A 21,394-nucleotide genomic window follows, 5' to 3' on the forward strand; every position below is an offset into this window, starting at 1 on the left:
GGGCGGGAACGCCCGTACGGGTGCCTGGCTATCCGCACCGATCGGCTCGATCAATCCGTCCACAGTTCGGGTCTCCTGATCGTTGGGGTTTGAGGCGACCACTTCGAGGTGGGTGGTCGTTGATGGCACGACATGGTGAGTCGTGCGGGTTCAGTCGATGCGGGTGCCGATGCGTCGGAAGAGTTTGGTGGCCAGGATGTATGGCGTCGCGCCGAGTGGCCATTGGGATACGATTTTGCCCCGTCCGGAATGGGCGCGGAAGTAGTTGGTGGTTCCGGCCCAGACGGTCTTGGCGAGTTGATCCTGAACCCAGTCGTTGTATGCGACGAACACCGAGTTACGCACTCGGACACGACTACCGGTCTTCCCGCGGAGCCGCCCGATGAGCGCGGCGGCGAACTTGGCCTGCGCCTGGTAGAACGACACCAGCGGGATCGAGTTCGTGTTCGGTCCGTACATGATGAAGAAGTTCGGGAAGTTGGGCACCATCAGACCGAGCAACGCCTCCGGCTCACCGGCCCACTGCTCGTGCAGGTCGACGCCATGTTCTCCATGAACGCGGAAGTTGCCCAGATAGTTCGCCGCATCAAAACCGGTTGCCAGGACGATCACATCCAGGTCGTGTTCGTCACCGTTGGCATCGATCGCACCTGACTTGGTGAGTCCTTTGACCCCGTGGGGCACAAGCGTCACATGCGGGCTTGTCAGCGCACGATAATAGGTATCACTGACAACGGTTCGGCGGCCTTCGAACGGAAACGTCGGCGTCGCGAGTTTCAGAAGTTCTGGATGATCACCCAGTTCACGCCGCATGAACTCCTGCGCCTCGGCATGCTTACGCCGATTGGTCCGCCCAGTCGATCGTGCATGGCTGGAAAAGTACTGACGCTTGTCGTAGTCGAAGTACAGACGCAGCCGCCGGTACCAGTAGACCGGCGCAAATCGATTGAGCCGACGCTCGACATCGGAGAAATCCCTGCTGTTCTTCGGAAGAAGCCAGTTCGGTTCCAGCTGGAAGATCTTCACCTCAGACGCGACCTTCTCGGCCTCGGTGACGATCTGCACCGCCGAGGACCCCGTGCCGACGACCCCGACCTTCTTGCCCTCCAGCGAAAGACCCTCGATCCAACGCGAGGTGTGACACATGGCCCCCTCGAATTCGGTCTCACCCCGCGCGAACGGCGGCACCAGCGGAATATTGAGGAACCCCACAGCACTGATCACCGCAGTGAACACCCCGTGGTCCTCACCCGAACTGGACGTGACAGTGTACTGGCGCGTCTCATCTGACCACGTGATGTCCTCCACCGTCTCGTTGAACTTCATGTGCTCCAACAGACCATGTTTCGCCGCGACATGATTCAGATACCCCAGCAACTCACGCCAATCAGCATGCGTCCGCGTCCAGTCATACCGCTCATAGGAAAACGAGTACACATGTGACTCGAGATCAACCTCGGCACCGGGATAACGATTGTAAAACCACGTACCCCCAAGCCCCGGCGCCTGCTCGAACATCACAAAATCCTCGATACCCTTGCGCTGCAGCTCGACCGCAGCAGAGATCCCGCTGAATCCGGTACCGATGATTGCTACTCGTACTGGTGTGGCCATGAAAGCTCCTGCTACTGATCGAGACGCCGACAACCGGCTGATACCTATTGGACTAGTGTTTAGTCCTTTAACGGGTTTGTCAAGGACTGCGAGCAGACGAGTTCACAACCCGCCTACTTGACTTGAGCACTCCAACCGCCATCGACGACGATGTCGGTGGCAGTGATGAACGACGCCTGATCCGACAACAGGAAGGCGATCGTATTCGCAATCTCTTCGGGGAAACCGAGCCGACGCATGGGAGTACGGGCCTCCATGTCGGTGCGCCGCGCGGGATTCTCGAGGTACAGGTGCTCGATCATCGGTGTGAGGATCGACCCGGGACACACCGTGTTGCACCGTATCCCCTCCGGACCGAGTTGCAGTGCAAGTGATCTCGAGAGGGAGACAACTGCCGCTTTGCTCACCTGGTAGGCGTCGAGAGGCGAGTCCATTCCCCTCGTCCCGGCGATACTCGCCACGTTCACAATGCTCCGCCCGCGGGCCCGCCTCAATGATGGGAGTGCTGCTGCGATGAGCATGCGAGTGGCGTGCAGGTTCACGCCGAGGGTCACGTCCCACACGGTCTCGTCAGGCTCCAGCGCTGACCCGTCGCGTTCGAAGAACGCGACGCCGGCGGCATTGACGAGGTAGTCGAGACCCTGATCCGCGAACGGCGCCAACAGTGTTGCTTGGGCGCCGGCACGCAGGTCCAGCGGGATGTACGTGGCCTCATCGGGCAGCTCGGCGGGTCGATTCGGCTTGACGTCGGTCGCGACGACGTTACAACCATCGTCGATCAGTCGTCGCGCAGTCGCCAGCCCGATGCCGCCGCCGGCGCCGGTGACGAGCGCAGTCCGTGTCATTCGCCGGCCACGCCGGAGAAGGCCGTGCGCAGGCGGTCGCCGGCGAACTCCATGGCTTCCGATGCGGACGGGAACACTTGGTTGAGACCGAAGAACCCGTGGATGAGGCCCTCGCTCTGGAAGACCTCGACCGGCACACCGGCATCGCGAAGAGCCTGTGCGTACAGCTCGCCCTGGGGACGAATCGGGTCACACTCGGCCAGGACCACGGTTGCTCCGACCAGCCCCTCGTGTTTGGCGTCGAGAACCGCGACCCGATGGTCGCTCGCCCAATCTGCACCTGGCAGGTAGTTGTCCTGGTGCCATTGGAGTTCGTCGCGCTCGAGCATGATGCCGTCGTACTCGGGGTCGAACCCTTTGCTCAGATCGCAGGTCGTCACCGGGTAGACCAACAATTGGTGTGCGAGCGCAGGCAGCGCCTGATCGCGAACATCGATGGCGACCGCGGCGGCGAGATTGCCACCCGCACTGTCTCCGGCCACCGCCACCCGCGTCACGTCGACCGGCAGGTTTCCTTTGGTCCGTGCCCACTCCAGGGCGTCGATCGCGTCGTTGACCGCCGTCGGGAATCGATAGTCCGGGCCGCGGCGGTAGTCCACAGAGAGGACCGCGGACCCTGACGCGGTGGCCAGCAGCCTGGTCGTCACATCGTGCGAATCGATGCTTCCCAGCAACCACCCGCCCCCGTGGTAATACACGGTGAGCGGTAGTCCTTCCGCGCCGGAGGGCAGGTAGAGACGGCCCCGGATCGACTCCCCGTCCTGAGTCGGGATGGTGACTTCACGCGTCGAGTGGATCTCGGGCTTGTCCAGCGCCCCGAAGGTGTCCTCGAAATTCGCGCGGGCGGTTGCCACAGGCAACAGGTGCGCATTCGGACGGCCGGAGGCCTTCGAGTCGTCGATCATTCTCTGCGCGATCGGGTTCAGTGGCATGCTTGTCCTTTCGTAATCAGCTTCGGGAGAGTGAGGAGTCAGACGCGTTCGTAGTAGCGCTTCTTCTCCCAGTCGGTGACCGCCCCTGAGTCGTAGGCGACGAGCTCGTTCTGCGAGGACGCGAGAATGTGCTCGAACTGTTCGTCGCCAAAGGCGGCCCGCAGCATCTTGCATTCTGCGAATCGATCGAGAGCCGCGTGCAAGGACGTCGGCACGGTCTCGATCTCGTGTGCCTGATCCCAGGCATTGCCGGTGAAAACCGCTGGGGTCGGCAGTTCCCGTTGAATTCCGTCGAGTCCCGCCGCGATCGTGGCGGCATAGGCGTAGTACGGGTTCACGTCGGCACCAGGGATGCGGTTTTCCACGCGGAAGGACGGCCCGTGCCCGACCAGACGGAAGGCGCAGGAACGATTGTCGGCACCCAGCGCGATTGCCGATCCGGCGAATTGATCCGGCTGAAAGCGTTTGTACGAGTTGATGGTCGGTGCGAACATCAACGAGATGTCGGCAGCGTGCTCGAGTTGTCCGGCGACGAAGGAGCCGAACTTCGTCGACATCCCACCAGGCGTCATGTCCGACCAGCAGAGGGGCGACTGAGCGGCGTCTGCACTCCACATGCTCACGTGCAGGTGGCACGACGAACCGACCTCGTCGATGTCCGGCTTGGCCATGAAGGTCACGGTGAGATCGGATTGGTGCGCAAGCTGTTTGACACCGTACTTGAAGAGTACGTGTCGATCCGCCATCTCCAGCGTCGAGCAGTAGTCCAGCGTGACCTCTTGCTGCCCCAAACCCCACTCGGGTTTGGACGATTCGATGGGGATTCCGAAGTCGGGCATCAGGTTGCGGATCTGACGGATGAACCAGTCGTCTCTTGCAGACTGAATCATCTGGTAGTCGGATCGATAGTCCGTGGTCATCTTGAGGTTCTGGTAGCCGAGATCCCACGCCTCACGTGGAGACGTCTGCGACAGGAAGAACTCGAGCTCTGAGGCGAACTGAAACGCCAAGCCGACCTCGTCCGCCCGCGCTATCTGACGCTTGAGGATCGTCCGGGGCGCCACGGAAAGGAGTTCGTCATTGTCGCTTTCGTAGGCATCGCAGATCACCATCGCGCAGTTCGGTTCCCACGGCACGTGGCGCAGTGTTGCAAGGTCCGGCACGAGCCGGATGTCGGCCCATCCGTTGGTCGCGTTCGACACCGGCAGGTTGAGTGGATTCATCTCGAGGTCGACCGCGAAGATGAAGCTACTGGCGTTGATGCCGTCGCCGTCGATCCCCAGTGACCGGAAGGCGTTCACCGTCAGGCGTTTACCGACGGTACGCCCGTACGGGTCGGGGGCGGCACAGATGACTGTGTCGATTGTGCCGTCCTCGACCAAGGCGTCGAAGTCCTCGAGGGAGAGAAGCGCCGCGTTACTCATTGATGCTCCAGGTGTCGTGAAAGCTCGAACGGTGTGATGAAATTCCGCAACCACGTCTCGTAGCGCCGCAATTCGGCACTGCGGGTCGCTGCGTACGACTCGACGAAGGGCTTGCCCAGTATCTTGGCCGCGAAGTCACTTGTCTCGAACGCCTTGATCGCGCTCCCGAGATCGTCGGGCAGCGCCGGCCGCCCCTCCGAACCCGATTCGGGAAGATCCAGTTTGTCGTGGAGACCGACCAGGCCGCCGGCCAGCAGCGCCGCAGCGACGACGTAAGGGTTGGCGTCAGCACCCGGCCGGCGATGCTCGATCCGAGCGGACTTCCGACCGCCCAGAAGGGCTCGGCAGGTGGCGTTGCGGTCGTCGCGACCCCAGAACGAGCGGTTGCCGACATACATGGCGGGATCCGCGCGCTTGAAGGAGTTCACGTACGGGTTGAACAGCACAGTGAAATCGTTCATCGTGGCGAGGAGGCCCGCGAGATATTGCGATCCGGTGTCGGACAGCATGTTCGGTTCGTCGACCATGACGTTGCTACCGTCCCGGACCAGGCTGGAGTGCACATGTCCACCGGCTCCGGAGAACTCGCCGAACGGCTTCGCCATGAAGCTGGCGCGCAGGCCGTGCTTGGCGCACAGGTCGCGCAGGTACTGGCGTGACCGTGCTGCACCGTCCGCGGCTTCTTTCGCCGGCGCGGGCGCCAGCGCATATTCGAAGAACCCTGGTCCGAGTTCGGAGTGGAACGCCTCGATCTCGATCCCGACCTGAGTCATCCGGTCGATGTATTCGGATGCCAGAGCGTCGACCTCAACCGAGCGAGTGAGGCTGTACGCGTTCTGTGTCCGCCCGAGCGGCGTCAGCCCCGTCGTCCCGTGAAACTCCGCGCCGGGGGTTTCGCGGAAGATCCAAACCTCGTACTCGTAACCGAGCACGGGCTCGAGTCCGAGCGTGCGGTATTCGTCGATCAGGCCGAGCAAGACGCCTCGCGCCGACGGTCCGAAAGGTTGCGAGTCGGGCCCGACGAAGTCGGTGATCACGGCATCAGTGCCGTCCCTCCACGGGATCGCCACGCGGGTCGACTCGTCGGCGACCACGACGCCGTCGGGGTACCCGTTCCCTGCGTTGCTGAACGTAGTGTCGGCCACGTCGTCGACCAGCGACATGCCATATGCGATGGTGCAGAAGGCCAGCTCCGCCACCGTCTTATCGGAGCGGACCAACTTCCCGCGCAGCCCGAGATCATAGTCGGGAACTTCGATCTGAGTCATCGGCCGTAACTTCGTCATGTCCGTCCTCCTGGTTTCTGCGGTGTACGCCCGACTTTGTGGTAAACGCTCTCCGGGATGAGTGACGGATCGCGGTAGACCCACCAGGTACACGCGGTAGAAGCAGACCTCCCGCTCCACAGCGGAGGTTCGATGACCCGGGTGGGAAAACCGAGTCGATCGATGGGCATCACGACGTTCAGCAGGCAGCAGTGAACGCAGTACGAGCACACACCGATCTCATTCCACGCCCAGTCATGTCGGCGCGAGGTCGTCGCGAAGTCGAACGGAGCCGCGGACCGCGGTGCGCCACCGGTCACCTCCGCATCGAGCATCCGTCCGCCGGATCCGCAGGGCGCGAACCGGAATCCGATCCGGTCCGACTCTTCGATCACTTCGATGTCACCCTGCCGTTCACCGCCGACCAGGTGCGCGTGAAAGCCGTCGACGATGGCGACCATCAGCTGATGGGCGGAGACCTCCCAGGGCTGATTGGACAAGGCGAAACGCTTCTCGTGCAGGTCGTACCAGTCCGCCATGAGGAAGTCCCATAGGTCGCCGAGAACGTCCTCCCCACAGAGTGTGACTGCGATGTCGATGTGGCCGGCCACTCGATCCACGGCACGATCGTGGATACCCAGCCAGATCTGATGCGCCAGGTCGATCAGATCGGCTGCATCCTCATCGCCCACCCTGCACCGCCTGACTGCGTGCATCGTCGCCTCGTGATACTCCGGCCATTCGGCCTGGATGCCGCCCATCGCTTTGTTTCCGATGAGCGCCGCCAGGCGATCAAGCTTCACCTCCACTGCCGCAATGTCCACACCACGGCCCACAATCCATTCCGCGATCTCGCCCGGCCAACGCTCGTAGATGTCGCGGAGCTCGTCGGCCTCCTGCAACGACACCTCGAGCAAGTCGGCGGCGGCATCACCGTCACCGGCTGCCAGCCTCTTCCGAGCTGTGCGAAAGGTGCCTTCAGAGAGTTCCTGCCAGGAGCCGACCCGCGCATGGCGACCGAGAAAGTCGCTGTGGGCGACGACCGTGGAGTTCGGAGACGGGCTCATGTGAGTTCGAATCCGCCGTCGACCAGGAGTTCGCCGCCGGTGATGTAGTCGGCCTGGTCACTCAAGAGGAAGGCCACTGCGTTGGCGATCTCGTCCGGATGGCCGAACCGACCGGCCGGAACCCGCGCATGCAGACTCTCCGGCAGCCGGGTGGTGTCGCCGTGAGCGGCAGCCATCGGTGTGGCGATGAAACCGGGCGCCACGGAATTGACCCGGATCCCACGCTGCGCAAGGGCTCGCGCCGCAGTGCGGGTGAGCATCGACAGTCCGGCTTTGCCGGCCGCGTACTGCGGTGTCGGATCTGGGTCGGTGAGTGCCACCACCCGGTGTGACTCGATGGAACTGATGTTGACGATCGCGCCCACGGTCGCCCGCTCGAGGTGGGGAGTGCCCGCGTCGATGACGTTGTACGCGCCGACGAGATTCACGTCGAGCGCGCGGCTCCACGCTGTCTGGTCGACTCCGACGAAACCGGTGGTCTCGAGAATCCCCGCGCAGTTGACTATGTAGCTGAAACCGTCGCCAGCGTGGCTGTCGATGACCGACTGCAGCACCTCTCGATCACGGACATCGACCGCAGCCGGAACATGCAGATCGGCATGGGGCCCGTCGATGGACTCGGGCTTCCGCAGATCCAGTGCGAGCGTCCGCACACCCGCCGATACGAGGAGCCGCGCGACGGCCGCCCCGATTCCCGATGCGGCACCGGTGACGATCGCTCCTCGTCCGGAGAACGACAGGGCGATGTGTGCGCTCGACTGGCTCATCGTGATTCGTACCTCTCCGCGTAGGCGTTCATGGCTTGTTCGAAACACTCACGCGGTGCGCGAATGACGCCCGCGCCGATCTGTCCGCCGTCGCGCCCTGCCAGACCCACGTCCATGACCGGGAGGATGCCCTTGTCCAGGACCTTGCGCGCATCGACCCCGGTCGGCGTGCCCTGGAACGAGAACAAGGGGATTCGGTACGTGCCGTTCTCACCGTGAGTGATTTCGTACATCTCCCGGTTGCGCTCGATCATGACGTCCGGAGAACCACCTTGGTAGTCCTGGAGCGATAGTGCACACGCCTGCGCGAAGCCACCGAGTCCAACGGTTTCGGTGATCGGACTCTCGCCGCCCATCCAGGTGATCTCGTCCTCGGTGTGACCTTTGAACAACTTGCCCTGGTGGATCGGGGGAGGCCCCTCGAACCACTGGTCACCCAGGCCGGCGAGTTTGATGGCGAACCCTCGACAGCTGAACGCCATCGCTGAGACGAGAGTCGAACCTTCGACGATCATCGCGTCGGCCGAGGCCTTCGCGGCCGCCATCGACAACCGGAGGAAGAAGTAGTCGTTCTCGGCGAGATGTAGCATTGACTCCTGTACACCCGGTACATCATCGCGAACCATGTCGAGGATGGCGGGCAGGATCTCACGGTTGAACAGAATCGACGCCGCCGCGTTACGACTGTGGACTTCATCGCCCATCCGAAGCGCGCGCGCAATGAGGGGTTTGAGGGCGACACCCTCAGTGCGCCGGATCGCTTCTCCGACCACCGGAGCCAGGACTGTGTTGACGTGGAGTAGCCGTTGGTGCACGCCCTCGTCGTAGCAACCGTAGTTCAGTCGGCGCGGTTCTTTACCTTCGTAGAAGTTGCAGAACCCGATGTTGCCGTGCGCTCGATTCTCGACGACGAACACCGGCATCGATGCCGTGTAGATCCCGGCCAGCGAGCCCACTGCCGCGTAGTCATGACAGGCGCCGATCTCGATCTCGCCGCTGTCGAATCCGGCAATAGCCTCCTCGCGCGTCGCCGCCAGACCCTCGAACAATGCTCCACCGATGAGTGCTTCGCGCTGACCGCCGACGTATTCCGCCCACTCCATCGGGGCGCCGGAGGTCAGCACGAGGTTCGCGCGGTAACCGGGGAGCACGTCGCCCGCCGGGGCGACGTCGACGACCCACGGATCAGCCGCGTCAAGCCGAGCGAACGCCTTCTCGTTGGCCGCGTCGATGAAGGTGGAGTCCACCGTCCCGGCCCGGGTGCCCGCTGCATTCACCACGCGACGACACCGCCGTCGACGAGCAGTGTCTGGGCGGTGATGAAGGAGGCACGCGGCGACAGCAGGAACTCGACGGCCTCGGCCACCTCGGAAGGTTCGCCGATGCGCTTGAGCATTGCGTAACTCGCGCTCTTCTCTTCCCCACCGGATACGCGAGCCATCGAATCACTCATAGGGGCGCGGATGACCCCCGGAGCGACATTGTTGACTCGGATTCCGCGGTCCGCCAGTTCCTCGGCAATGTAACGTGTGTAGGCTGCGATGCCCGCCTTCGTCGCGCCGTACACCGAGGCACCGCGGAAGCGGCCGAAGTGGCCGGTGAGACTTCCTACATTGACGATTGCGGTTCCCTCATCGAGCAACGGCGCCACCGCGTCCGTTACCCGCGCCATGCCCGCGATGTTCACCTGAAACATCAGTTCCAGCTTGGCTTCGTCAATCTCTCCCAGAAATGAATCACGGAGTACACCAGCACAATTGACGAGTCCAGCCAAGGTCTCACCCTCGTCGAGCACGGATTGGATGGCCGCGTCCACACTGCTGCGCTCAGCGACGTTCATCTCGACCGCGACGATCCCGTCCCGCGTGATCGTCTGCGGTTCAAGAGCATCGACAGCCGGTCGAAGGTCTGCGGCAACGGGCGTGTAACCCGATTCGTGCAAGCGGTGACAAATCGCTTGACCGATGACCCCGGCGCCGCCGGTCACGATGACTTTGTTGCCCACGAAAGCTCCTTGTAACTCCGAAAGTATCTCTGTGCGAGTAAGACCAGTGTCACGGCTAAAGGGCTATTGGTCAAGTTTTCAGACCATATTTCGTCCGACGCAGACCCGAGGGACTTTTTTCACGCACGCGCTCACCGACAGCAAGTTAAGTTCCATTGGTCGGACAAAGCGCACGTTGCGTACTTTCCATGCGATATGCTAGGTCCAAACGAAGGGAGTGCCCGATGGCTGCCAGCAAGGCATCGTTGGTTCCGGTGCGCCAGATTCCGGCTCACGAATTGGTGCTCGACCAGATCCGGCGCTCGCTCGAGCTCGGCCAGTTCCGTCCGGGCGACAACCTGCCTACTGAGCGGGAGTTGACAGAGCTATTGCAGGTGTCGCGGACCACCGTCCGCTCAGCACTGTATGTCCTCGAACGCGAGGGATTGATCAAGGTGCGTCGCGGACGCGGCGGAGGATTCACCGTCCAAGCACCCAAGTACGACCCCTCCGAAACCCGCCAGGAGATGCGCAAGAACAGAAAGGCGATCCGTGATGCCTTCGAGTACCGAATGGCCGTGGAAGTCGAGGCCACACGGTTGGCTGCGGAACGTCGGCGCGCCGGTGACGTCTCGGACTTGCGCAAACTCCTGACTGCGATGGATCACGCCCTGCAGGTTGCGATGTCAGACCAGACCGCGCATAACGTGGTGGAGTTCCAGACCCTGGACAATGCGTTCCACATGAACATCGCGAAGGCAAGCCAGAACGAGCTCCTCTTGGATGCGGTCGCAGACGCGCGCCGGAAGATGTGGCTACCGGTAGGGGCGGTGTTTGGACGACTAGAGGCCAACGCGAACGACTTCCACGAGGTCATCGTCGACGCCATCGACGATCGAGACGGCCCGCTGGCCGCCGCGAAGATGCAGGAGCACATCGAGGGCACTCGCAAGACCATTGAGTCTTGGCTACGACGCTGAGCGCATGACCCGTCATCCGGGTCTCAGAACACCGACCACTCGGTGAGTTCGGCGAACCTCTCGATGGCTGCTACGCCGCCGGCCGAGTTCCCGTCTGCGTCCAGCGGCGGGCTCCACACGCATACCGTTCCCCGTCCGGGCATCACTGCAAGGACGCCCCCGCCGATACCGCTTTTCGCCGGAAGCCCGACTCGGTAAGCAATGTCCCCCGCGGCGCCGTACATCCCTGAGGTGAGTAGAACCGCGTTGATGCGCCGAACTGTGGCCGGAGCCAGGCCGGAGGGGAGCCGCCTTCTGTCCGCGAGGAACAGCGCGGCCCTGGCGACCGTCTGCACATCGGCCGTGATTGCGCACTGGTGGCAGTACTGGGCGAGCAATCGTTCAATCCCGCAGGACAAACGCCCGTGCTCGGCGAGAACGTGCGCCAACGCCGAGTTCCGATGATCGGCAATCATCTCGGAGACGGCCACATCCTCGTCGACGCTCACCCGCCGTCCGCCGGACTCACGCCGGATCAGATCGACGGTGGCCGCAACCGCGTCGCCTGTACGTTCCAGCAGGCGATCGGTGACCACCAACGCCCCCGCATTGACGAACGGGTTCGCCGGTCGGCCGCCCGACCGCTCGAGTTCGGCGACCGAGTTGAAGTGTGCATTCGTGGGATGCCAACCGACATGAGACCACGCCGAAGGGTCTTGCTGGAGAAGGGCAGTCAAGGCAAACAGTTTCGACAGGCTCTGGATGGAGAACTCGGTCGTGCTGTCGCCGGCGTGGACGATCTGTCCCTCCACCGTCGCCACCGCGATCCCGAAACAACTCGCCGGCACTTGCGCCAGCGCTGGGATCTGGGCCGTCACGCGCCCGTGCTCGGCGGCGCCGGCGCCCACGGTCATCGCCTCTTCGAGACAGGACCTGAGTGCCTCCTCTGTGTGAGCAGGTTGCACGGGTTGAACGGTTGAACGCGACATCGCGACGACTCCATTCAGGGTACGAGGTAGGGCGACCCGGCGAGTGCCGGACATGTGTATCGCCGATGTTAAATTGGCTTAAATAGCCAGTCAATAGACCTTTTCTACCTGCGGTTATGTACTCGACTCAGATCACAACCCTACTTGGCAGCCCTGGAAGTGTGGTCCACGTCTCGTTCATGTGGTCTACTGGTCTTGTTTTTAGTCCTTTAGACCGCGGCTCGCCACCTTCCGGCGGCCCCGGTGTCAAGAAAGGTGGGAGCGATGGCTCTCGACTCGACCAGACCCTCTCCAGGATCGCCCACGGCCGACCCCCCCTCGGCCCATCGGCCCCAACTCAAACGGGGTGCCTTGGGTCTAGCGGGTGTGGTGTTTATGGTCGTGGCGTTCTCCGCCCCCATCACCGCGATGACCGGAAACCTGCCGGTGGCCGTCGGATTCGGCAACGGGATCGGTGCACCCGCCGGGTTCATCATCGCGACGGTGGTTCTGACCATCTTCAGCGTCGGCTTCATCGCTCTCGCCAAGCACATCACCGCCGCGGGCGCGTTCTACACGTTCGTGTCGAGGGGGTGGTCGCGGATCGCCGGCCTCCCGGCCGGAATCCTGTCCATGTTCACCTACATGACGATGGAAGCCGGCCTCGTCGGGATCTTCTCGGCGTTCGCACAACAGGCTGTCGAGGCGCAGTTCGGGCTGGACCTGCCCTGGCTGGTGTACGGCATCGCGTGTCTTGCCGTCATCGCCGTACTGTCACACAAGGACATCTCCCTGGCGGCGAAAGTCCTCGGGGTCGTCCTGATCTGCGAAATCGCGCTGCTGAGCGCAACATCGCTGGTGTCGCTGATGAACGCCCCCGCGGGACTATCGCTCACCTCCCTAAACCCGGCGACCGCGCTACAGACAAACGGGGTCGCAGGCGGAGTCGTCGGACTCGGACTCCTGATGGCATTCTGGTCCTGGGTCGGGTTCGAATCCACCGCGATCTACGGCGAAGAGTCGAAAGACCCGAAGCGGATCGTTCCACGCGCCACCTTGATCGCAGTGGTCGGTATCGGCGTGTTCTACACATTCATCTCGTGGGGCGTGATCGTCGGCAATGGCGGCGACCTGGCAGTCGAACGCGCAGCGAGCGACGACCCGTTCTCCCTCATCTACGCTCCCAGCGCCGCCTTCTTGGGCGAATGGAGTGTGGATGCGTATCAGTGGCTGGCGATCGGGGGGTCGTTCGCCTGTGCGCTGGCCATTCACAACTCGGCCGCCCGCTACCTCTTCGCATTCGGTCGCGATCGACTACTCCCGCACAAGCTCGGTGCAGTACACCCTGTCCACGGGTCACCCTGGATCGCTTCGATCACCCAGACGTTGTTCGCTGCCGCCATCATCGTCGCGTGCGCCATATCCGGGTCGGACCCCTACGGTGTGCTGTTCGTACTCGTCGGCATCATGGCGACCCTGTGTCTGCTGATCGTGCAGGTCATGTGCTCGGTGTCGACGATCGTCTACTTCCACGTGCGCGGCGAGCACCCGGAGACGAAGAACTGGCTGAGAACCCTGATATGTCCGATCATCGGAGCGCTGGGGATGGTGTTCGTCATCTACCTCATGGCGTCGAACATGCGTGCCGCCGCCGGTGGCGCCTCGGACACGCTGCTCTTCAAAGCCATACCATTCATCGTGATCGTCTTGCTGGTCGGCTCCTTGCTGACTGCTCTGTATCTGCGGCGGGCGCACCCAGACGTATATGAGCGCATCGGGTGCACCATTTTCGATGACCTCCCCGCCCGGGACAGCCATGTCCTCGACGATGACCCGAACCCCGGTCACCGCTCCGGCACAGCCGGTCCGGTGACCGGCCAGTAGTAGACACAACACAGCGCTGCGGGAGGCCGGTCACGATGTGGTCGGTCTTCCGCGACCACGATCCGCACCCGAAACATCGCCCGCTCGGGTCGAAAGGAACACATGTCATGACCGACTGGTCGAATAAGAAGGTTCTCGTCACCGGCGCCAGCCGCGGGATCGGCGTCGGGATTGCCGCTGCTTTTGCTCGGGCCGGGGCACGGGTTGCCATCACCGGCCGGGGCCGCGACGCTCTCATCCGAGCGCAGCGCAGCCTGTCAGAACAAACCGGCGCGACATGCGAGATCATCGAAACCGACGTGGCTGAACCGGATTCCTGCCGAAAGATGGCCGACCAGGTGGAGAGCCTCTTCGGCGGCCTGGATGTCTTGTGCGCCAACGCCGGGGTGTATCCCGAGAAGCTGCTCGACCAGATCAGACCCGATGACGTGGCACGCATCTTCGCCATCAACACCTTCGGTACGATCTTCAGCACCCAGGCATGCACCCCTTTGTTGTCCGCGAGCGGGCACGGCCGCATCGTCCTCACATCATCCATCACCGGACCGACGACGGGGTACGCAGGCTTGAGTCATTATGGCGCCAGCAAAGCCGCGCAGCTCGGATTCATGAGGTCAGCAGCACTGGAATTCGCCCGGTCATCGATAACCATCAACGCAATACTGCCCGGGAGTATCCGAACAGAGGGACTGTCCGGACTCGGCGAGGCCGCAATCGCCCGCATGATCGAGACAATCCCCTGCGGACGACTAGGGGAAATCGGCGATATTGGCGCTGCCGCACTATTTTTGGCCAGTGAGGAAGCCAGCTTCATCACTGGGCAGACCCTCACCGTCGACGGCGGGCAAACGCTACCCGAACACGCAGATGCGTTCTGACTCCCTCCCACCGACAGAAAGGTCAGTACCTACATGAATGAACGGCCGGTCATCGCCGTCACCTACAATCTCGAAGAACTTCACGTTCTGGTGCACTGGCGACAGATGTTCCGCGGCATTGTAGAAGCTGGTGCAACCCCGATGGCAATTGACACAGGATCACACCTCATCGACACAGAAACCCTGATAGCCAACGTCGACGGCCTGATCATCTCCGGTGGCGGAGACATCAGCCCGCACCTGTACGGAGGACTCGTCGATGATCCGACACTGTGGGGGGTCAATGACGTCCGAGACGCCAACGAAATCAACATGCTGGCCAGCGCCCAGCGAGTCGGCCGGCCCGTACTTGCGATCTGCCGCGGTCTCCACCTGGTCAACGCGACGATGGGCGGCACGATCTGGCAAGACCTGGACCGAGATCATCCGACGAACGTGTCTCACCGACTCGGCGAACATGCGCTTCTTCAGGCTGCTCATCCAGTCGCTCTCGACCCCGACAGCGCGGTGGCGCGCTGGACGTCGACAACTGCAATCACTGTCAACAGTCAGCACCACCAAGGAATTCGTACGCTGGCACCCAGACTGCGCGCCACCGCGCGAAGTCAGGACGGTATAGTCGAGGGCTTCGAGAACCAAGACGGATCGCTGGTCGGCATTCAATGGCACCCCGAGATCTTCTGGCCCAACGACACCCACTCACTGAATGTTCTCTCGGGATTCGCAAGCGACTGCGCCGCAGCGATCATCCCGAGACGGACTGCAGCCAGCGGCACCATGTGAGAGCCCCTCCACACTTCGTCGTCACTGACCGCCGACCTACCGGTGATCGCCGCCAGGGCGGCCCACGGGGTCACGGCGGTTCTCGTCGTCTCGGTCTGCACGAACGAACTCATGGGGCTGGCCTCTTCGGTCAATGTGGGGATGCGGACCACATTGCGCCCCGGAAACCGAAGATGGCAACTGGACTTGCGAAAGATGCAATCTGAACAGAACAGCGATCCGCCCGGAGCTGTCGTCGACAGCATGCGCGGAGCGGTCGGACCACATCTGCGGGACCTGCGTAAACGCCGGCAGATGAAGCTGTCCGACGTCGCGGACGCGACGGGCCTCTCGACCAGCACGCTCTCACAACTCAAATCCTGTCACCGCCGGCCCACTTTGGATCTGTTGATCCCGTTGACCCAGACCTACCGAGTCACGCTCGATGAGGTCGTCGGCGCCCCCCACGGGGGATCCGCGCATCCATCCGAAACCCATCCGACGACACGGCCGCGTGTATCTCCCCCTGACCCTGGCAGGAGCTCCCGTGCAGGCCTCAGTAGCCGTCGGACCCGCACGCCGTGGCCGGTGAACCACCTCAACGCTCGGTGCAAGAATCCTGCACTCGTGAGGTCTTTCGCCTCGGACACTACTTCGCTGCACGCCAACCGAGTGCGGTCGTCGATCGCGGTGTGCACGTTGTCATAGCCGATCTTAGTCTTCTTGTGTCGGTTGGCAACTGAGATCGCGGCGTCACGGCCGTGCAGGCGCCACCCGCCGCCGGTGGGGGATGCGGCCGAGCTCTTTGACCTCGACGTGGACCATCGATCCCGGAGTGCGGTGTTCATAGCGGTGGGGGTCGCGGCGCGAGTGCCCTCCATACTGGGTTGGGTCTCGCGCTCCTCGCCTATCGCCCCACAATCGACACCTCGGGAGCATTCAACAATCCTGGACGCTCAAGGCGTGAAGGACACTCACCCGACGCTGGCATCTGTATGACTGGCGGTCGGTGACAAAGCAGCTGTCGTCGGCGATGTGCCGCCCTCATCAAATCGGCTGGTCACAATCATGGTCCGCCCGCCGCTGCGCGTATCCGGCCTCCATGAGCCGCATGAGATTCCCGGCCACGGCCACCGCGACGTGGTTCAGATCACGGGCCGTGGTGATCAGCAGGGCGAGCGGCAGCGAGGTCGACGTGGTCATCTCACAGTACCACCGGAACCGAGCCGGCGCGGCAGCCCGACCGGTCGAGCAACGAGCCCAGTCGCTTCGGGGTCTCGAGCGTGACCGAGCGGTCGGCGACGACGAGCCCCGGCACCCGACTCTCGAGCTGCTGCTCGAAATCGGAGAGTTCGCCGACGGTGTGCAACCAGACGCCCATCAGGATGTTCGCGGTGCCGGTGACCTCGCAGCAGACACGGACCTGGGGCAGTTCGTCTAGCGCGTCGACGAGCGTCGAGATCGATCTCGACGATGCCCGTGCCCACACGTTCGCGGTGACAGGCCATCCGCTGATCACATGGGCCACCTCGCATCTGATGGACAGGACGCGTTCGGCGACGAGCGCGGTCAGCCGGCGCCGGACGGTCGGCGCACTCAGTCCGCTCACGGCCGCCAGATCGACCGCGGAACGTCGGCCGTCCTCGGCCAGGGCGGCGATGAGCCGCAGATCCATGTCGTCGGGTTCGTGCGCCAGCGGACGACGCTCGGGACGGTGCTCGGCGAGCACCGACTCGTCGGCGTCGGAGAGCGTGTGCACGCGCCAGCGTTCGCTCTCGCCGAAGACCCGCATCACCACCCTCGTCCGGGTCCGGGCGACGCCCTCTGTCTCGGCGAGGCGCTGCACCCAGTCGCCGAGGAAGCCGAGGTCGGGAACCATCACGGTCAGCAGTAGGTCGCTGTCGCCCGCGGTGCGCTGGATCGTCGCCACGTGCCGGTCCCGGGACAGACACTCGACAAGCGCCTCGCGTCGCGACGACGCCTGAACTTCGACGAAGGCGCTGCAGCGGGTGTTGAGGTACGCGGCCCCGGGGTAGGTCACGATCCAGGCGAGCCCGCGGTCGACGAGCCGTTCCCAGCGGCGGGCCGCGGTCGCCGCGCTCACGCCCACGACGTCGCCGACCACGCCCCACGGCGCCCTCGGGGCTACTTGCAGAGCGTGAACGATCTGATAATCGAGGTCGTCCGGCACGCAACAATCCTGCATCATGCGGGGAGATTTTTTCGGTATCGGCAGACACCGGGACAGTCCCCGGACGCGCTCTTACGTTTCCTTCCAACACCCCAGCGGCCGCCCCGGCGGCCCGAGATCGAGGAGGACGATTCGTGAAGGTCTGCATCATCGGCGGAGGTCACGGCTCTTACGCAGCCGCGGCGGAGCTCAACGAGAAGGACCACCATGTCACCTGGTGGCGGCGGGATGGCGCAGCGTTCTCGTCCCTGGTCGAGCGCGGGACCCTCGACATCGATGATCACCGCGGACGTAGGCAGGTCGGCGTCGACGGTGCCGATCATGTCGAAAGCGGTTCGGGCGGTGGCATCTCGATCGTCGCCGACCTCGCCGAGGCGGTGTCCAATGCCGAGGTCATCGTCGCGCCGGTTCCTGCCTTCGCCCACGAGTCGCTGGCCCGGCAGCTCGCCCCACACCTGCGCGACGGTCAGGTCGTCTACCTGCCGCCGGGCAGCTTCGGGTCCATCGTGTTCGCGCGGGCGGTGCGGGCCGCGGGCAACCCCGCCGACGTCGCGTTCGCCGAGACCGGGACGCTGCCCTACCTCGCTCGCAAGCACGGCGACACCCGCGTCGTGGTCAGCGGATACGCCACGCGTCTGCCCACCGGCGTCTTCCCGGCGCGCCACACCGATCGGGCGCTGGCGGTCCTCGGGGAGGTCTACCCCGCCGTCGAGCGCGTCGAGGATGCGCTCAGCGGTGCCCTGATGAACGCCGGCCCGATCATCCATCCGCCGCTCATCCTGATGAATGCCGGTCCGCTGGAACACTTTCCGTCCTGGGACATCCACAACGAGGGTACTCAGGACTCCGTCCGTCGCGTCACCACTGCGCTCGACGCCGAGCGCATCGCGGTCCGGGAGGCGCTCGGTTACGGCGCGCCGCACTTCCCGCTCGCCGACCACTACACCGCCGACGGTGACGAGTGGATGTACGGCAACGCCGCCCACGAGAAGCTCACCGACAGCGGCGACTGGCGGGAGAACATCGATCTGCACACCCACCGCTACATGACCGAGGACGTCGAGATCGGGCTGGCGCTGCTGAGCTCCGTGGCACGGTGGGCGTCGGTGCCGTCTCCGGTGGCCGACGGTCTGCTCGCCCTCGCCGGTGCGGTCACCGGCCGCCCGGCCGCGACCGGCGGGCGGACCCTGGAGAACCTGGGACTGGCCGAACTCGACTCGTCCGGCATGCGCGCACTGCTCCACGACGGATCGGCACGGTGACGGGCCGCCACGTCGCCGTCGTCGGCGCCGGCCGGATGGGCCAGGGCATCGCCGCGGCACTGGCCTTCGGAAACGTCTCCGTGACGCTCGTCGACCTCCGCGACCGCGGCGCCCACACCGCCGCCTATCGCGACGGGGTCCGCGCGTCGGTTCGGCAGGCACTGGAGCACAAGGTCGCACTCGATCTGCTGGCGGTCGAGGACCTCGAGAACGTCGCAGAACTGGTGACGGTCGTCGGCGAGGTCGACGCCCTCGCGCCGATGGCCGGGGCGGAACTCGTCTTCGAAGCCGTGCCCGAGGTCGCAGAGGTCAAGCGCGACGCGCTCGCGTGGATCGAGGCCATGGTCGGCGGCACCGTCCCCATCGCGTCGACGACGTCGAGCTTCCTCGTCGACGAACTCGCCGGTGCATTGTCGGCGCCGGAGCGCTTCCTCAACGCGCACTGGCTCAACCCCGCTGATCTCATGCCCCTCGTCGAAGTGGCGTCCGGCACGGCGACGAGTCCGGTGGCCGTCGACGCCACCCGCGACCTGCTGCTCGCAGTCGGCAAGGTACCCGTGGTGTGCGCCCCGTCGCCCGGGTACATCGTGCCCCGGCTCCAGGCACTGGTCATGAACGAGGCCGCCCGCATGGTGGCCGAGGGCGTGGCCAGTGTCGAGGACATCGACACCGCGGTCCGCATCGGATTCGGTTCGCGCTTCGCGGTTCTCGGTCTGCTCGAGTTCATCGACTGGGGCGGTTGCGACACCCTCTTCCACGCGTCGAACTACCTCAGCCGCGAGCTCGGGGAGAGGTTCGCACCCGCGCCTCTGGTCGAGACGAACATGACCTCCGGTCGTCGTGGGATGACCGACGGCGCGGGCTTTTACGAGTTCGACCCGGCGACCGTCGCCGACTACCGGGCACAGCGGATCGCCGACTTCGCGCGGGTGCTCGACGCAGTCGGGCGCCTCGCCCGCCACGAGGAGTTCAGCACGGTCGACTGAGGTATCGGGCGACGACCACACCCCGCCACCGGAATCGCCCGGCGGCGCGGTGCGGCACGCCCTGCTGCGTCCGATTCGAATGACCCAAAAGATCGACGCGGTAAAGCTTTTCCCGATTCCCCGCCTGGCGCGGGTTCGACACAATCGATCCATCCACGAGTACAGCCAACGAACGCAGGCCCGCCGGCCCGTTCGCCCACCGATGAGGAGTGATCCGTGGTAACTCTCGACAGTTCTGCACCGCCCGACCCGTCGGCATCGAGCGCCGCCGCGCCCAGGCGGGAGCGAACCACTCGCGTCGCCGTCGCGTCCGGCGTCGGTACGATCATGGAGTTCTACGACTTCGCGATCTACGGCACCGCGACGGCGCTGGTGTTCAACAGGGTCTACTTCAACGTCGACGATCCCTGGTTCGGCACCTTCCTCGGATTCGCGACCTTCGCGGTCGGTTTCGTGATGGCGCCGATCGGGGCCCTGATCTTCGGGCACTTCGGGGACAAGTTCGGTAGACGCAAGTCGCTGACGGCGGCGTTCCTGCTCATGGGCGGGTCGACCCTGGCGATGGGTGTCCTGCCCGATTACCAGGCGATCGGGATCGTGGCCCCGATCATCCTGATCTTCCTCCGCATGGTGCACGGCGTTTCGCGCGGCGGTGAGATCGGCGGCGCCGCCCTGCTCGCCGCCGAGCATGCCCCGACGCACCGGCGTGGTCTGTACGGTTCCTTCGTCACCCTCGGTTCGCCGGTCGGCGGCATCCTGGCCAACCTGTCGTTCGCACTCGTACTGCTGATGCCAATGGAGCAGGTCTTGGCCTGGGGCTGGCGCATCCCGTTCCTCATCGGCGGCATCGTGCTGGCCATCGGGGTGTGGACGCGGTCGAGGGTGAGCGAGACGCCGGACTTCGTCGAGTCCAAGCGGGCCGAGGAGAGTTCGCCGCCGGCCTTCGCCGTCCTCCGGCAGAACTGGCGCCGTGTCGCCCTGGCCGCAGGGATCAACGTCGGCCAGAACTGTTACGCCTTCCTGTTGTTCACGTTCATGCTCTCCTTCTTGACCGAGACCGATCCGGGACGAGGGTTCGATCGTTCGCCGGTGGTCTTCGGAAGCACGCTCGCACTCGCATGCCATGCGGCCACCGTCGTACTCGGGAGCTACCTGTCCGACCGACTCGGCCGCAAACCCGTGATCGGGTTCGGGATGATCACCTCCCTGCTGTTCGCACCGATCTTGTTCTGGGTCACCGCATCCGGGTCCCTGGCCGCCTGCGTCACGGTCATCTCGATCGGGTTCGCGCTGACCGGCTTCGTCTACGGCCCGATGCTCACGACCTTCGCTGAGCTGTTCCCGATCACGCAGCGCTACAGCGGAATCGGCATCGGCTTCCAGGTCGGCGCGGTGCTGGGCGGCGGGCTCGCCCCGATGATCGCGAACCGAATCGTCAGCGCCACCGGCAGTGTGATTCCCGTCGGGATCTACGCCGCGGTACTGATGGCGATCAGCCTCTGCTGCCTGATGATCATCCGGGAAACGGCACCGGCCGTCGCCGGTCGGCCGTCACTCGGGGAGCGTCTTCACAGTTGACGCAGCTTGTTCGACCCCTGACAGCATC

The 21,394-nt window shown here is 64.2% G+C and carries 20 protein-coding genes; 8 read left to right on the forward strand and 12 right to left on the reverse strand.

Going from position 1 to position 21,394, the window contains the following annotated elements; translation table 11 throughout:
- Nucleotides 1-150: 150 nt before the first annotated feature.
- From M1L58_RS08775 to M1L58_RS08815, 9 genes are all read right to left on the reverse strand, one after another.
- Nucleotides 151-1,614 (reverse strand): flavin-containing monooxygenase, encoded by a 1,464-nt coding sequence (locus M1L58_RS08775; RefSeq protein WP_248658592.1) that lies wholly within the window; start codon nt 1,612-1,614, stop codon nt 151-153.
- A gap of 113 nt (nt 1,615-1,727) precedes the next feature.
- Entirely contained in the window at nt 1,728-2,459 is a 732-nt protein-coding gene (locus M1L58_RS08780) for an SDR family NAD(P)-dependent oxidoreductase (RefSeq protein ID WP_248658593.1), read from the reverse strand.
- Nucleotides 2,456-3,391: an alpha/beta hydrolase gene (locus M1L58_RS08785; RefSeq protein WP_248658594.1), complete on the reverse strand. Its 936-nt coding sequence runs from the start codon at nt 3,389-3,391 to the stop codon at nt 2,456-2,458. Before M1L58_RS08785 ends, M1L58_RS08780 begins: the two co-directional genes overlap by 4 nt.
- 38 nt (nt 3,392-3,429) lie before the next feature.
- A complete protein-coding gene (locus tag M1L58_RS08790) occupies nt 3,430-4,815 on the reverse strand; it encodes a glutamine synthetase family protein (protein WP_248658595.1) in 1,386 nt (461 codons plus the stop codon).
- Nucleotides 4,812-6,083 carry a glutamine synthetase family protein gene (locus M1L58_RS08795; protein WP_248658596.1) on the reverse strand — a complete coding sequence of 424 codons (1,272 nt, stop codon included), beginning with the start codon at nt 6,081-6,083 and terminating at the stop codon, nt 4,812-4,814. Before M1L58_RS08795 ends, M1L58_RS08790 begins: the two co-directional genes overlap by 4 nt.
- Nucleotides 6,084-6,097: 14 nt before the next feature.
- Complete coding sequence (locus M1L58_RS08800; protein ID WP_248658597.1) at nt 6,098-7,147, reverse strand: hypothetical protein; 1,050 nt, start codon at nt 7,145-7,147, stop codon at nt 6,098-6,100.
- Nucleotides 7,144-7,914 carry an SDR family NAD(P)-dependent oxidoreductase gene (locus M1L58_RS08805; RefSeq protein ID WP_248658598.1) on the reverse strand — a complete coding sequence of 257 codons (771 nt, stop codon included), beginning with the start codon at nt 7,912-7,914 and terminating at the stop codon, nt 7,144-7,146. Before M1L58_RS08805 ends, M1L58_RS08800 begins: the two co-directional genes overlap by 4 nt.
- The gene (locus tag M1L58_RS08810) at nt 7,911-9,194 is read right to left on the reverse strand and encodes a DUF1116 domain-containing protein (RefSeq protein ID WP_248658599.1); all 1,284 of its coding nucleotides are present in this window, start codon (nt 9,192-9,194) and stop codon (nt 7,911-7,913) included. The genes M1L58_RS08805 and M1L58_RS08810 overlap by 4 nt, the downstream gene beginning before the upstream one ends.
- Nucleotides 9,188-9,919 carry an SDR family NAD(P)-dependent oxidoreductase gene (locus tag M1L58_RS08815; RefSeq protein ID WP_248658600.1) on the reverse strand — a complete coding sequence of 244 codons (732 nt, stop codon included), beginning with the start codon at nt 9,917-9,919 and terminating at the stop codon, nt 9,188-9,190. Before M1L58_RS08815 ends, M1L58_RS08810 begins: the two co-directional genes overlap by 7 nt.
- Before the next feature lie 224 nt (nt 9,920-10,143).
- On the opposite strand from M1L58_RS08815, the gene M1L58_RS08820 reads away from it, so the two are divergent.
- Nucleotides 10,144-10,878 (forward strand): FadR/GntR family transcriptional regulator, encoded by a 735-nt coding sequence (locus M1L58_RS08820; protein WP_248658601.1) that lies wholly within the window; start codon nt 10,144-10,146, stop codon nt 10,876-10,878.
- 23 nt (nt 10,879-10,901) lie between these two features.
- Here the strand turns inward: M1L58_RS08820 and glsA are convergent, their stop codons facing one another.
- Entirely contained in the window at nt 10,902-11,771 is an 870-nt protein-coding gene (gene glsA / locus M1L58_RS08825; protein WP_248658602.1) for a glutaminase A, read from the reverse strand.
- Nucleotides 11,772-12,221: 450 nt separating this feature from the next.
- Here glsA and M1L58_RS08830 point away from each other — a divergent pair, with 450 nt between their 5' ends.
- The 4 genes from M1L58_RS08830 (at nt 12,222) to M1L58_RS23475 (ending at nt 16,057) form a co-directional block, all read left to right on the forward strand.
- A complete protein-coding gene (locus M1L58_RS08830) occupies nt 12,222-13,709 on the forward strand; it encodes an APC family permease (protein WP_248658603.1) in 1,488 nt (495 codons plus the stop codon).
- Nucleotides 13,710-13,816: 107 nt separating this feature from the next.
- Nucleotides 13,817-14,587, forward strand: a complete 771-nt coding sequence (locus M1L58_RS08835) for an SDR family NAD(P)-dependent oxidoreductase (protein ID WP_248658604.1) — start codon at nt 13,817-13,819, stop codon at nt 14,585-14,587.
- A gap of 33 nt (nt 14,588-14,620) precedes the next feature.
- Nucleotides 14,621-15,370, forward strand: a complete 750-nt coding sequence (locus tag M1L58_RS08840; protein ID WP_248658605.1) for a gamma-glutamyl-gamma-aminobutyrate hydrolase family protein — start codon at nt 14,621-14,623, stop codon at nt 15,368-15,370.
- A 243-nt stretch (nt 15,371-15,613) separates the two neighbouring features.
- Nucleotides 15,614-16,057, forward strand: a complete 444-nt coding sequence (locus M1L58_RS23475; RefSeq protein WP_374112686.1) for a helix-turn-helix domain-containing protein — start codon at nt 15,614-15,616, stop codon at nt 16,055-16,057.
- Nucleotides 16,058-16,396: 339 nt separating this feature from the next.
- Here the strand turns inward: M1L58_RS23475 and M1L58_RS08850 are convergent, their stop codons facing one another.
- Together M1L58_RS08850 and M1L58_RS08855 are read right to left on the reverse strand one after the other, a co-directional pair.
- Nucleotides 16,397-16,552 (reverse strand): hypothetical protein, encoded by a 156-nt coding sequence (locus tag M1L58_RS08850; RefSeq protein ID WP_248658606.1) that lies wholly within the window; start codon nt 16,550-16,552, stop codon nt 16,397-16,399.
- 1 nt (nt 16,553) lies between these two features.
- On the reverse strand, nt 16,554-17,540 hold the full coding sequence (locus M1L58_RS08855) for an Lrp/AsnC family transcriptional regulator (RefSeq protein WP_248658607.1): 987 nt from the start codon (nt 17,538-17,540) through the stop codon (nt 16,554-16,556).
- A gap of 134 nt (nt 17,541-17,674) precedes the next feature.
- On the opposite strand from M1L58_RS08855, the gene M1L58_RS23480 reads away from it, so the two are divergent.
- The 3 genes from M1L58_RS23480 (at nt 17,675) to M1L58_RS08870 (ending at nt 21,366) form a co-directional block, all read left to right on the forward strand.
- Nucleotides 17,675-18,802 (forward strand): NAD/NADP-dependent octopine/nopaline dehydrogenase family protein, encoded by a 1,128-nt coding sequence (locus tag M1L58_RS23480; RefSeq protein ID WP_248658608.1) that lies wholly within the window; start codon nt 17,675-17,677, stop codon nt 18,800-18,802.
- Nucleotides 18,799-19,788, forward strand: a complete 990-nt coding sequence (locus M1L58_RS08865; protein ID WP_248658609.1) for a 3-hydroxybutyryl-CoA dehydrogenase — start codon at nt 18,799-18,801, stop codon at nt 19,786-19,788. Before M1L58_RS23480 ends, M1L58_RS08865 begins: the two co-directional genes overlap by 4 nt.
- 216 nt (nt 19,789-20,004) lie before the next feature.
- Nucleotides 20,005-21,366, forward strand: coding sequence for an MFS transporter (locus M1L58_RS08870; RefSeq protein ID WP_248658610.1), 1,362 nt, complete (start codon nt 20,005-20,007; stop codon nt 21,364-21,366).
- Nucleotides 21,367-21,394: the final 28 nt, after the last annotated feature.

This window comes from Gordonia sp. C13 (genome assembly GCF_023218005.1).
GTDB classification, from domain to species: domain Bacteria; phylum Actinomycetota; class Actinomycetes; order Mycobacteriales; family Mycobacteriaceae; genus Gordonia; species Gordonia namibiensis.

Bases quoted from the DNA above. Each gene is read 5' to 3' on its own strand.
- M1L58_RS08775 (WP_248658592.1), bottom strand. From the start codon at position 1,614: ATGGCCACACCAGTACGAGTAGCAATCATCGGTACCGGATTCAGCGGG.
- M1L58_RS08780 (WP_248658593.1), bottom strand. From the start codon at position 2,459: ATGACACGGACTGCGCTCGTCACCGGCGCCGGCGGCGGCATCGGGCTG.
- M1L58_RS08785 (WP_248658594.1), bottom strand. From the start codon at position 3,391: ATGCCACTGAACCCGATCGCGCAGAGAATGATCGACGACTCGAAGGCC.
- M1L58_RS08790 (WP_248658595.1), bottom strand. From the start codon at position 4,815: ATGAGTAACGCGGCGCTTCTCTCCCTCGAGGACTTCGACGCCTTGGTC.
- M1L58_RS08795 (WP_248658596.1), bottom strand. From the start codon at position 6,083: ATGACTCAGATCGAAGTTCCCGACTATGATCTCGGGCTGCGCGGGAAG.
- M1L58_RS08800 (WP_248658597.1), bottom strand. From the start codon at position 7,147: ATGAGCCCGTCTCCGAACTCCACGGTCGTCGCCCACAGCGACTTTCTC.
- M1L58_RS08805 (WP_248658598.1), bottom strand. From the start codon at position 7,914: ATGAGCCAGTCGAGCGCACACATCGCCCTGTCGTTCTCCGGACGAGGA.
- M1L58_RS08820 (WP_248658601.1), top strand. From the start codon at position 10,144: ATGGCTGCCAGCAAGGCATCGTTGGTTCCGGTGCGCCAGATTCCGGCT.
- glsA (WP_248658602.1), bottom strand. From the start codon at position 11,771: ATGACCGTGGGCGCCGGCGCCGCCGAGCACGGGCGCGTGACGGCCCAG.
- M1L58_RS08830 (WP_248658603.1), top strand. From the start codon at position 12,222: ATGGTCGTGGCGTTCTCCGCCCCCATCACCGCGATGACCGGAAACCTG.
- M1L58_RS08835 (WP_248658604.1), top strand. From the start codon at position 13,817: ATGACCGACTGGTCGAATAAGAAGGTTCTCGTCACCGGCGCCAGCCGC.
- M1L58_RS08840 (WP_248658605.1), top strand. From the start codon at position 14,621: ATGAATGAACGGCCGGTCATCGCCGTCACCTACAATCTCGAAGAACTT.
- M1L58_RS23475 (WP_374112686.1), top strand. From the start codon at position 15,614: ATGCGCGGAGCGGTCGGACCACATCTGCGGGACCTGCGTAAACGCCGG.
- M1L58_RS08850 (WP_248658606.1), bottom strand. From the start codon at position 16,552: ATGACCACGTCGACCTCGCTGCCGCTCGCCCTGCTGATCACCACGGCC.